Annotated in this window: 8 protein-coding genes; 3 read left to right on the top strand and 5 right to left on the bottom strand. The window is 63.6% G+C overall.

Translation table 11 applies throughout. The features are described from left to right. Positions 1-201: 201 nt before the first annotated feature. Positions 202-594 carry a hypothetical protein gene (locus tag B2747_RS04625; RefSeq protein WP_291157302.1) on the bottom strand — a complete coding sequence of 131 codons (393 nt, stop codon included), beginning with the start codon at positions 592-594 and terminating at the stop codon, positions 202-204. A 12-nt stretch (positions 595-606) separates the two neighbouring features. Beyond that, a complete protein-coding gene (locus B2747_RS04620) occupies positions 607-3177 on the bottom strand; it encodes a penicillin acylase family protein (RefSeq protein WP_291157301.1) in 2571 nt (856 codons plus the stop codon). A gap of 185 nt (positions 3178-3362) precedes the next feature. Between B2747_RS04620 and B2747_RS04615 the strand changes: the two genes are divergently transcribed. Together B2747_RS04615 and B2747_RS04610 are read left to right on the top strand one after the other, a co-directional pair. Then, positions 3363-3953 (top strand): sigma-70 family RNA polymerase sigma factor, encoded by a 591-nt coding sequence (locus tag B2747_RS04615; RefSeq protein WP_291157299.1) that lies wholly within the window; start codon positions 3363-3365, stop codon positions 3951-3953. Then, positions 3943-6618: a YfbK domain-containing protein gene (locus tag B2747_RS04610; RefSeq protein WP_291157297.1), complete on the top strand. Its 2676-nt coding sequence runs from the start codon at positions 3943-3945 to the stop codon at positions 6616-6618. Before B2747_RS04615 ends, B2747_RS04610 begins: the two co-directional genes overlap by 11 nt. Here B2747_RS04610 and B2747_RS04605 read toward each other — a convergent pair. Both B2747_RS04605 and B2747_RS04600 read right to left on the bottom strand, forming a co-directional pair. Next, positions 6596-6970: a hypothetical protein gene (locus B2747_RS04605; protein WP_291157296.1), complete on the bottom strand. Its 375-nt coding sequence runs from the start codon at positions 6968-6970 to the stop codon at positions 6596-6598. The genes B2747_RS04610 and B2747_RS04605 overlap by 23 nt on opposite strands. Before the next feature lie 50 nt (positions 6971-7020). Then, the gene (locus B2747_RS04600) at positions 7021-9141 is read right to left on the bottom strand and encodes a hybrid sensor histidine kinase/response regulator (RefSeq protein ID WP_291157295.1); all 2121 of its coding nucleotides are present in this window, start codon (positions 9139-9141) and stop codon (positions 7021-7023) included. Positions 9142-9635: 494 nt separating this feature from the next. Between B2747_RS04600 and B2747_RS04595 the strand changes: the two genes are divergently transcribed. Then, entirely contained in the window at positions 9636-10580 is a 945-nt protein-coding gene (locus B2747_RS04595; protein WP_291157294.1) for a glycosyltransferase family 2 protein, read from the top strand. A 2-nt stretch (positions 10581-10582) separates the two neighbouring features. On the opposite strand, the gene B2747_RS04590 is transcribed toward B2747_RS04595, so the two are convergent. Beyond that, positions 10583-12240, bottom strand: a 1658-nt coding sequence (locus B2747_RS04590) for a hypothetical protein (RefSeq protein ID WP_291157292.1), incomplete at its 5' end; no start/stop codon positions are given.

Genomic DNA, 12240 nt, shown 5'->3' with positions numbered 1-12240 from the left:
CTACCTGATCAGAGCTTCCCTAGCGTGACTTCAATAGATTTCGCCTCACGAAAGTACGTTCTCCACTTTCATTGTCAAGAATCTTTGTTTGCCAGCGGCGGAGACCGACAAGCGGCTGGATGATTCATTCGCAAATCGTTGGTTGTCAGATACGAGTACGAATGCAAACGGATGAGAACGCTTGCGTTTCGCCAGTACAGACTAAATCCGGCTTCGAAACAACCGCGCCACAGCGCCGGCCAACGCCCCCGCCTGCAGGGCCGGCAACAACACGGACAACAGTAGAACCACCCAGCCGGGTGCACTGAACAAACCACCCACGCGATCAGCGAATGGCATGAGGCTCTCGCCGCGCATGGCGACCATGCCGAGCAGCAGCGCCGCGGCGGCAGCTGCCGCGGCAAAGTTGTAACGGAACGCCCCGGGAGCGCGGCGCAGCAGGCCGCCAATCACGCCGGCGGCTGCGGCACCCCAGAGACCGGCAAAGGTCTGCGCCAGCACCTGCAACACGAGCAGCACAGCCAGCAGCGCCGGTGCAGATGCGGTGGGGGCTGCCGTGCGCGCGTTGGACGGCGATGCGGTGGATGTCGTCATTGTGAACTCAGGTCAGCGAGTGAGACGGAGCGTGGCGCGGGTGCGCGCCGGCGGCAATTCGTCGGGGGTGCGCGGAACAAGCAGGGTGTCGAGCGTCCCGCTGGCCCACTTGGGCAAGCGGTCAAGAAAGCGCGAACTGGCCGGATTGCCGCTCTGCCCACCCGGGTACACCGCCATCACGCGCGGCGTCTTGTCCATTTCCACGACCATGCGCCACGACGCGCCAAAGTTGGCAAACGCCGAGCCCACGCTTGGATTGAGCGTGCCGCGGCCGCCGTCAATTGGTGTGGGCGCAGCCGAGAACGCGTCGAGCCGCAACAGATGCCGCGGACGCGCTGGTGCGACACGGCCCCAGGTCCACGGCGTTTCTGCGGGATTGCCGAACTGCACGACCAGCGTGTCGTACGCGGCCGTCAGTGCGCGAGCGAGTAGTCGATCGCGGTCTTCGGCGACGTCGCTGGTGCGGCGGTCATCCCACCACGCGCTATTGGAATCGCCCAGCAACTGCAGCAGACGTGTCTCCGACGGGCGCACCGCAGCTGCCGTCTTGCCAGGCGGGATGAACTCATCCCACACGAGCGCCTGCGCGCGCGCCATGGCCGTTTCGAACAGCCGCGCGCCGGTGTTGTCGCGGGTGTATCGCTTATCCCATGCCGCGAGCATGTCCCGCGCGGCCCGCAACGAGGCCGAGGTATCGCCGGCCTCTGAACGACGCGTGGCCGATGCAACAAACGCCGCAGCAAATCGTTCGGCGCGCACGCTGCCAGGGTCAGTATGGTAGCGTCGCATGGCGTCAGGTGTGACAGCGGAGTCGGCGCGCAGCAGGCGATTGATCTGCAACGCACGCCAGACTTCGTAGTGTTCGTCCACACCGAGGTACAGGGAATCGAAGGCGGGGTCGATGGGCTCCTGATTGGCCGAGGCGAGATAACCCTGCGTCGGATTCACGCTCTGCGGATACTGCGACACCGCGCGGAAGCCCATCCAGTCCGTGGCGCGGGTGCGCCCGTCAAAGAGATCAAGACCGCGCGCCTTGCCCGCGCGAATGGGATGACGGCCGGTGGAGCGAATGGCAATGGTCCCGGCGGTGTCGGCCACGATCATGTTCTGCGCCGGCGCCGTGTAGTACGCCGCGAGCGAATCGAGAAACGCGGTGGCCGTTGTCGCCTGCAGGCCGTTGAAGAAACCCAGCAGCTCGTTGCCCGCCTCGAGCACGGTCCAGCGCATGGACACCCACTCGTTGCCCTGGCGCGACATGGGGCCACGATGCGTGTAGTACACGGTGTCGGTGGCCAGCACGCGCCCCGCTGCATCGCGATAGGTCTCGATGCGCGTGTCCACCAGCGGCTCACGCTTGCCGTCGAGTTCGTAGCTCGTGGGTCGGTCGACGTTGTCCACCGCCTCACGCCAGAAGTCCATGACATCGGCGCCGGTGTTGGTGAAGCTCCAGGCGAAGGCGCGTGTGTAGCCAATGGTCACACCGGGCAATCCCGGAATGGTTACACCACCCACGTCCATGCGCCCCGACACAACGAGATGCACCTCAAACCAGATACTCGGCAACGTGAGTTCGAGGTGCGGATCACCGGCCAGCAACGCCAGGCCGCTCGCACTGCGTGAGGGCGCCACCGCCCAGTTGTTGCTGGCGAAGGCACGCTCCTGCTTCAGTGCAAAACGGACCTCGTTGCTGGAGTCGGCCAGCACATGGTCGCGCTGCCAGGCCAGCAGCGAGCCGCTGTGTGTTGTACCCGTGCTCTTGCCCGTGCGCGGTGCAAGCAGCGAGGCCACCAGGCGAGCCGCCGCCGTGTCAGGGGCTCCGGGCGCTGGCAGCGCTGTAAGCGCCTCGACGGGCTCACGGCGCGGCGCTGGCTGAATGGGTTCCTGCACGGGCGACGACGCATCCCACATGGCGCGGGCGGCGTCGGCGCCAACCAATGCGCGTGCCTGCAAGTAGTCGAGTTCGAGCGGCGAATGCGCCAGCGTGTAGCCCATGCGGTTGAGCAGATGCATGCTGTGCACCGGCAACCATTCCCGCGGCGCCTTGCGCAGCAACTTGTACTCCACCGGCCACTGCGAAGCGGGCAACGCCTCGCGATAGGCATTGATGCCGTCCGCGTATGCCTTGAGGACCTGATACAGCATGCCCGTGCTGTCCATGCCCTGCGTGCGCAGTTCGGCCGCGCGCGGCATGCCAAGACGACGTGTCTCCTGATCGGCCGGCAGCGCGGCTTCACCCACCAGTTCCGTGAGTGTGCCCTCACCGGCGCGTGATTGCAGCTCGAGCTGGAACAGCCGGTCGCGCGCCACCACGTAGCCCAGCGCGCGTACGGCGTCGAGTTCGTTGCGCGCGAAGATGTGCGGGACACTCCGATGGTCGTAGCGGATGTCCACGTCGGCACCAAGCGACGGAATGCGCGCGCTGGCCTCGGCGGGCAGGTCGCCGACAGTGTTCATCCACAGGCCCACCGAGGGCGAGAGCAGGGCGTTGAGCGGGGGAACGGGGCCAGCGCCACGGACACCAAGCCAGGTGGTGCCGAGTCCGAGGGCGAGCAGGGCCAGACCGGAAGCGAAGGAGCGAGCCATTGAGTGGGGCGGAGGAGGCGAAAACGGCTGGCACAAGGATCCGCTGCCGCGCAACGGTGTGCAAGTTCTCCGGGGGGTGACGTCTCCCGCATGGAACCGGACTGGCCCCAGTGGGCGGTGCGGGACCAGAGCGGCCCAGGCGCGATTCGGCGCGTGGGGCTCACCGGCGTCATCCAGGACGGCCAATGGACCAACTCGACCGACTGTTCCGCGAATATCACGAGCCCCTGCTGCGCTATCTGACGCGCCGGCTGGGTGATCGTGATGCGGCGGAAGAACTCGCGCAGGAAACCTTCGTGCGCGCCATGCGGCACGGGCCCGTACAACGCGAACGCGCCTGGCTTTTTGCCGTGGCCAGCAATCTTGCCCGAGATGACGCGCGTCGTAGCGCACGGACGCGGCATCGACTCACGCTACTGCGTAGTGAGCTGGATGCCGAGGGGGGCGAGGCGCGCGACGCCGAGGTGTTTCGCCTTGAAGCGCAGGCTGAGGCCACGGCCGACCGCGTGCGCGAACAGGCGTTGGCGCGCGCAGCGGTGGATGCACTGGCTGAGCGTGACCGACTGGCGCTGCTCATGCGCGAAGAAGGACTGGACTATCACGAGATTGCCGCGGCCCTTGGGCTCAGTGTGGGCAGTGTGGGCACCACACTGTCACGGGCCCGCCGGCGGCTCATGGACGTTTACGAGTCGCTGCAGCGCGAGAGTGCGCGCGCGACCGAAGGTGCAGGCACCGGAGGCGCGGTCACCGCGCGAGGAGGACACGATGTCGCATGACATGATGCCAGATGCGTTCGACGCACCGGACGAACAACTGTTGCCGGCATTTGACGCGGCGGGACACGTGGACGAGGGGACGGTGCACGCGTGGCTCGACGGCATGTTTGCAGCGGAGGATGCGGCGCGTGTGGCGGCGCATGTGGAGCGTTGCGCGGCCTGCGCGGACATGGTCGCGGAGGCGCGAGGGTTGATGGCGGGCGCCGCGCGGGTGGTGGGTTCGCTGGACGGGCCATTGTCGGGGCCGGCGTCGGTTCGTGTGGCGGAGAAGCGGGACGTGAGAATTGGGAGATGGGCGGGGTGGCTGGCGGCGGCGGCAGTGCTGGCTGTCGTGGCGTGGCCGAGAGGGCAGGAACGGCAAACAGCGGAACAGCAAACAGCGGAACAGCAAACGGCGACAGCCGGAACGGCAACACAGCCAACGGCGATAGCCACCGCACCGGAAGCCATTGCGCCGGAAGCCGTAGGGGCAGCAGCTTCACCGCAGGGGGCGGTAGCGGAGAATGCGAAAAGGAGTGCTGCGCCAGCTCCCGAAGCGCCCGCGACCGCCGTGCCGATCCGTTCGGCTCCTGTCGTTGCGGCTTCTGAGGTCAAGGCTTCTGAGGTCACGGCTGCCGCGGTTGGCCGTTCCGCCGAGGCGGCTGCCGCAGTTGGCCGTTCCGCGGTGAGCTTGCCTGCTGGCGCAGTTTCATCGGATCTCGCGGCCGTCGCTCGAAGCCTGCTGAGTGTGCGCCTCTCGGGCACCGTCCTCGACGGTCCCAGCCAGACACCGGTTGAAGGTGTGAGAATCCAGGTCAGCTATCAGGAGCGAGCCGCTTCCGGCACCCGCCTGCGCACGATCGGCACATTCTCGCAGCGCAACGGTGCCTTCCGCCTGGAGCTGCCCAACGCACTGATGTTGTCGTCTGCTTCGATTCTTGTGAATCGTATCGGCTACTCGGCATGGCGACAGAACGTGATGCTCGACTCGACGAGCGTGAGCGTGGCTATCAACCTGCAGCGTCAGACCATGACGTTGGCGGAGGTGAATGTGACGGCCGCGCCGACACCTCCAATAAGGCAGACGGGTTCTGTGGCCGTCGCCACGTACCCAAACGCAGCGGTCGCGCAGGATTTCAGTGGCCGCGGCGTGGCCGGCGGTGTGGCACGCAGCGCACTGCAGACCAACGAGCAGCCACGCTCGTTCCCGCGCCCGGGTGACGCGGGCGGAAACCGCGAGCAGTACGACCGCATCGAGGACAACCCCTTCCTCGGCGTGCGCAGCAATCCGCTGTCGACGTTCTCGGTGGATGTGGACCGCGCGTCGTACAGCAACCTGCGTCGCTTCATTCTGAACGGACAGCGCCCCCCGAAGGATGCGGTGCGCATCGAGGAGTTGATCAACTACTTCACATATGAACTACCGGAGCCCGCGGCGCGCGACCCACTGCGCATCACTACCGAGAGCATGGCGGCGCCGTGGCAGCCGCGGCACCAGCTGCTGCGCATCGCCCTCCAGGCGCGGCGTATCGACACGCGGGACTTGCCGCCCAACAACCTCGTGTTTCTCGTCGATGTGTCGGGCTCGATGATGTCACCGGACAAGCTGCCGCTGGTCAAGCGCGGGCTGCGCCTCCTGGTCGATCAGCTGCGTCCGCAGGATCGCGTGGCGCTGGTGACCTATGCGGGCAGTGCGGGCGTCGTGCTGCCCAGCACCTCGGGTGACGAGAAGGTCAGCATTCTCGAAGCCATCGACCGACTCGAAGCAGGCGGCTCCACAGCCGGTGGCGCGGGGCTGCAACTGGCCTATGATGTAGCGCGCGATGCATTTCGCACCGACGGCAACAACCGGGTGATTCTCGCCACCGATGGCGACTTCAACGTGGGCGTGTCCAGTGATGCCGAACTGGAGCGGCTCATCGAGCGTCGCCGGCAGGAAGGCACCTATCTGACCGTACTGGGCTTCGGCACCGGCAACGTGCAGGCGTCCAAGATGGAAAAGCTGGCCAAGGTGGGCAACGGCAACTACGCCTACATCGACCAGCTCGACGAGGCGCGCAAGGTGCTGGTGGAAGAGATGGGCGCCACGTTGCGCACTGTGGCCAACGACGTGAAGCTGCAGGTGGAGTTCAACCCCGCCGTGGTGCAGGCCTATCGGCTCATCGGCTACGAGAACCGTCTGCTGCGCGACGAGGACTTTACCGACGATCGCAAGGATGCCGGCGACGTGGGCGCCGGCCATCAGGTCACGGCCCTGTACGAAGTGGTGCCGGTGGGCGTGACGGGTACGGTGACAGTGCGAAACCGCGACAGCCTGCGCTACACACCCGTCACCGAACCGTTGTCGTCCAACGCGCGTCAAGCCACGGGCCGCGAACTCGCGTACGTCAAGCTGCGCTACAAGCAGCCCGGTGAAAGCGCGAGTCGTTTGCTGGAAGCTGCCGTGCCGCAAGCAGCGAACAATCGCGGCTCACGAGCGAGCAGCGACCTGCGATTCGCGGCCGCCGTGGCGTCATTCGGCATGCTGCTGCGTGAGAGCGAGCATCGCGGAAACAGCAGTGCCGCGCGAGTCCTGGAGCAGGCCCGCGCGGCACTGGGAGACGATGTCGGCGGCTACCGCGCCGCCTTCGTGCAACTCGTCGAGCGCTGGCGCGCCCTCGAGACTACTTCTGACGGGCGCCGGTGAACGGGAAGCCGCCCATGCCCGACACGTCGAGCGCCCCATCGATGTTGTCCTTGTCCTTGAGGGCCGCCGAGCCGTTGATGACGATCTGCTGGCCACCCATGTCGAGCGCGAAGCCGAAGAACAGCGAGTCGCCCTTCACCACACCCTTGACCGGCGCGACGCCGAGTTCGGATTCCGTGGTGCCGCTTACGGAATCGCCCTTCTGCTCAAGGGTGAGCATGGCGGTGCGAGCCTGGTCGGGCGTGCCGATGTTGAGGGCCCACTTGCCGGAGAAATCGGCGAAGGCGGACGCAGCCGCCACGCTGGCGGCGACGCCCACGAGGACGGCGGAAGCGAGGAGTTTACGGAACATGTCGGCACTCGGCTGCTGGGGATGAAAAGAAGAACAGCTGGATGAATCTGTCACGCGCGTCCCGGTCCGACCAGTTGCCGGCGGATGACTGCCAGCAACTGGTCCGCCGTGGCCGGCTTGGGGACGAAATTCTCCCCCGGCACCATGGTCACGTCGGATGGGTCGTAATCCGGGTCGTACCCGCTGGTGTACACGACGGGCAGGTCGGGGTGCCGGTTCCGGAGTTCCCGGCCGAGTTGGGTCCCGCTGACCCCGCCGGGCATGACCACATCGGTGAGGACCAGGTCCACCACGCCGGCATAGTCGCCCCAGTGGTCGAGCGCGTCGCGGCCGCTGACCGCGGTGCGTACCCGGAACCCGTCGCGCTCGAGCACCCGGGCCATGAGCCGACGCACGGTGGGCTCGTCTTCCACCACCAGGATGGTCAGCGGTGAGGCGTGTTCGCCGGAGTCGGCGTCGAGCGGGCCATCAATGGAATCCGCGTCCTCCGCCACCGGTGCCTGGGTGGTGGGCAGCCAGATTTCCATGGTCGTGCCGTGTCCAGGCCGCGAGTCCACCCCGATCGTCCCGCCATGCTGTTGCACGATGCCGTAGGCGGTGGCGAGACCGAGTCCCGTGCCCTGCCCCGGCGGCTTGGTGGTGAAGAACGGTTCGAAGAGACGCGGAATGTTCTGTGGCGGAATGCCAATGCCGCTGTCGCTCACGGTTATGACGGCGTACTCGCCCGGTGGGAGGTCACCTGGCGCACCTGGCAGCACGGTGCGCGGCGAGGTGATGACCAGAATCTTGCCCCCCTCGCGCTGCGCGTCGCGTGCATTGAGCACGAGGTTGAGCATCACCTGCTCGATCATGCCGGCATCGGCAGCCACGATGAGTGGCGCCGGGTTGAGCTGCACCGACAGCTCGTGTGTGGACGGTACCACGCGGCGCAGCAGGCGCGTGTGATTGCGCACGAGTTGATTGAGGTCCAGCACGCGGGACTGCATGGCCTGCTGTCGACTGAATACCAGCAGTTGCCGCGTGAGCCGGGCTGCGCGTTGGGCGGCCTGTTCGACATCGCTCAACAGCTCGGCCGCCATGCGAGGCAGGTCCTTCACGAGACGAATTTCGCCGAGCTGCATGAGGATGGCGGCGAGCACGTTGTTGAAGTCGTGCGCCACGCCGCCGGCCAGTTGCCCGATGGCGTCCATCTTCTGGCTCTGCCTGAGTCGCTGCTCACTTTCGGTGAGTGCCGCAATCATGCGGGCGTTGGCCACGGTGGCGTCCTGCTGCGCACGCAGTGCGGTGGCCAGCACCAGACTGGAGATGGCCACGACCCCCAGAAAGACCTGAAGGAGAATCAGCGCGTCGGTGTTGGACTGTCCTCCGAGTGAGAGCAGCGGCAAATCGGCCATGAGCAAACCCACGCCCACGATGCCCGTCACCAGCACGCTCCAGAGCGTGCCCAACTGATCGAAGCGCAGCGTGGCCCAGAGAATGGGCACGGTGAGCATGTAGGGGTGTGCGTCGAGCGGGCCCACGATGCCGCGGCCCTGGAAGGCCCAGACGCCGCCCACGACCAGCGTGAGCAGCATGAGCCCCATCTCGATCAGTCGCAGGCTCCGCGGCCCGCGTTCGCGTGTGGCGGGCCGGAAGGCGAGCAACACGGTGAGCGGTGTCACGAGGATGTAACCCAGCATGTCGCCGATCCACCAGATCACGCCGGCATTCAGCGGGTCGGCTCCACTGGAAAACTTCGCAATGACCGACGCCGGCACGGCACTGGCCGCCGAGGTCACCGTGATGATGCCGACAAAGACGAGCACATCGCCGACATTCGCGAAGGTGAGCGTGGGCTTGGCGAAGCGGCGGAGCAAGCGTTCGGCGAGCCAGAGCTCGGAGAGACTGACGGCGAGGTAGGCCAGCGCCGTGAAGGTCATGAACCCCTGCAGCGTATTGGACAGCGTGTCCAGCACCGCGACAGCCACGAAGATGAGGGCGCGGTGCGACGGGGGCAGAATGATGAAGGCGGCGAATGCCACCCCGACAGGCGGCCAGGCCGGCGCGAGCGGTCCGGAGAGCCGGATGAGGCTCAGCGCGAGGGCATGGGACGCGAAGAACGCCAGCGCGAGCCAGAGGGCCGGCGCTTTGGCGAGGGGGGTGGGGAGGAGGAGGGGGGAGGCGCCAGTCACCTGGGGCAGAGCAGTACGGTACGAGGCGTTGAACAGCGGGGGCGCCCAATCGGCTGAAGGGCTAAAGATATGCGCCGACGGAATCTTTGTGGCGATCTGGCTGGTGACGCCCGTCTCACCGTTGGCGGGAAGCCGGAGACTGGACCGGCTGCATCATTCCGCGCGCAATCTGAATGGTCAAGCAGAAAGTTCTTGGACACGACCATGCGCTCTGACGCGACTCCAAACGGCAAGAAGGCATGATGCCCGTTCGACTCCAATATCGGCCTATCCCGCCCAATCGCGTTGCGTACAGCAGGCGCTCTCGGGTGATGCTCAAACCGTCGTGCGAGCCACCGACCGTTGCTCCGCTCGCGGTCTCCTCATCAATTAACCATTTTTTGCGAAGCACGCAGGGTAAGGGACCCTACATGCCCGCGATCCCGCAACTTTACTGCTCTACCCGAAAAACCGTGCTTCGGGAAGTTGCGGCTCCTCCACCGACGTCGAACAGCATGAACACTAGAACCTTGTTCAAAGGCGAGGGTGTCGCCATCCTAATTCCCTGTTTCAACGAAGCACAAACAATTGAGAAGGTGGTCTGCGACTTTCGAACCGAGCTACCAAATGCTCGGATCGTAGTTATTGACAATGCTTCTACTGACGACACAGTCAAGGCAGCCCTCCTTTCCGGCGCAGAGATTCGCCATGAACCCCGGCGAGGGAAAGGCTATGTAGTCGAGCAGATGTTGCGTGAGATAGATGCCGACTACTTCGTGATGGTCGATGGAGATGATACTTATCCCGCTTCCTTTGTTCACCAGTTGCTTGCACCTGTAATGGCGGGCTATGCGGACATGTGCGTAGGTGCTCGACTTTCGAGTTTCGACGACGCGGCCTTTCGACCCATGCACTTGATCGGCAATCAACTTATTCGGATCTTGGTAAACTGGATTGGACAATCCAACCTTTCAGACATTCTGAGTGGCTATCGAGCCTACTCGAGACGGGTAGCCCGTGAACTACCAGTAACCTCGCCCGGTTTCGAGGTCGAAACAGATATGGCTTTCCAAATGCTTTACTACCAGATCCACATCACAGAGATCGCGGTTCCGTATCGCGCCCGGCCAACTGGCAGCAAGAGCAAACTCCGCACATTTCGCGACGGTGCGCGGGTGCTCTGGAAGATCTTCACACTCCTTCGAAGTGTTAAGCCGCTGACCTTCTTCGGGGGTATATCAGTTTTATTGCTGCTCCTTGGTTTCGCAGCCGCCGCACCATTGCTCGTTGGCGCATCAGGAGCCTCCGACGACTACCTTCAGCACATACCAGAGGCCATCATGGCTACCGGACTCGTCCTTCTGTCATTCGGGTTTCTCTTCGTCGGCATCGTTCTGCACGCTGTCAACTGGAGGTTAAGAGAACTGCACAACGTCCTCACCCGGCCGGCACGTCGTTGAGGTTAGCGGTCTGCTCCTGGTACGACCCGGTCCACACGCTCGAGTCCGAGCGCTTCTAGTTCTTCAACTGTTATCCACCGGACGCTGGTTCGCCACGGTTCGGGAATCGCTGCAGTATCAGACCCAGCTAGCGAACTTCCGCGCAATGTGACAGGCTTTCTCATGGAAGGATGATTGCGGATCAGATCGCGCCCGTACCATATCGAATCCGCTGGAATGACTAACACATGCTCTTCTTGCTTGCTCATCCAGTCTACGGCGTTTGAGAATGGCTTCACAATTCTATATGCCACGGCAGTTCGCCAAGGCACCAATACCAAAAGCGAGACCAGAAAGGAGCATGTCAGCATCCGCTTCGCGTGGCGTGCCTCCATGAGCTTACTGCTTGCACTCCAACCGGTGGTTGCAAGCAACACTATGTTTACGAGAACTTGATGCCCGTATCGCCAGCCCCATCCATGCCCTTGGGTTACGGGAACAAACGTCAAGAAGAAGAGGAGGACAGCTACTATACCGAACAGCAGGTCGAGGTCGATGCAATCGAGACTCCGCATATTCCGAATTGCGACCAACAGCCCCCACGCGACCACGGGTGCGTTCCATGTAGCGATCAGAATTACATTCATAAGCAAGACCACGACATTCCCCATCTTCGGCAAACCAAGAATTGATGCCGGAATGGCCCCGCCAATCTTTCTCCAAAACACGAAACACACGATGGCAATTGTATACCACAAACTGAGATAGACGAGCGCTCCGATTCGCTTTTCTCGGAGCATACGCAAGAGGAAAGGAGCAACGAAGAGCGGATGCGGTATTGGTTGGTGCAGTAGCGACGCGAATGCGCCTACAGGGCCCATCCAGATAACGGACCTTGGCCCAGTCACATAACCGAAGAGCCACAGGGAGTTGAACATGAGATGCGCTGGCATGCTGTATTGCGATCCGCCGGTCAAAAGAAACTGCTGCGACGTCGCAATGAGCATTGTTGCAAGAATTGCAAGATCTTGCCGATTGCTCCACCTCTTCTCCGCAATCTCGGCGACCAGAACGACGGTTAGCGCGTTGAGTATCGGATTTAGGAGTGCCACTGCATCCAGCATTCCGGCAAGGTAGACGAGAATTGCGTAGCCGGGGATGTACTGGTACACCCACTCTGTAGACTCTTGACCTTCGAATACAAATACAGGCGTTACGCCTTCCCGAAGTGGCAACCATTCTGTAGGAATAGTCCCAGTGAACGAACCTTGTCGAAGAAAGTCTGCCTGCAGAAGGGCAGCATACTCATCGGCTGAGAAGCCAATCCCTTGGCCGGTAGCCCTCCCGACGATCAGTGAGACCATGCCTGCAGATAGAGCTATCAACCAAACGAGCAGACGATGGTGCCCTCGTGCAAGCGTGCCTGAATCCTGACGCGGGTCACATGGGGCGCTGACGGCGCTCCAAGCGAAAATTGCAAGCCACAGCGCTAAGGCAAGTAGCGGAATGGGCTCGCCAATGGTGAAGAGGCGAAGAAAAATTAATGTCGATTCAGGATCTGGTCGGTGAGCGCCTGTCGCGGCGAAACCGCTCACTAGTATCAGACCTGGCACCACAAGTATTGATAGGATGCGCGTCGCCCAGCGAGCCGAATCGTCTAGGGAAGCTCTGATCAGGTAGG

It is taken from the genome of Gemmatimonas sp. UBA7669 (assembly GCF_002483225.1).
Classification (GTDB): domain Bacteria; phylum Gemmatimonadota; class Gemmatimonadetes; order Gemmatimonadales; family Gemmatimonadaceae; genus Gemmatimonas.
Note: the sequence above shows the minus strand (reverse complement) of the source record. Positions and strands in the feature narration are given on the sequence as shown.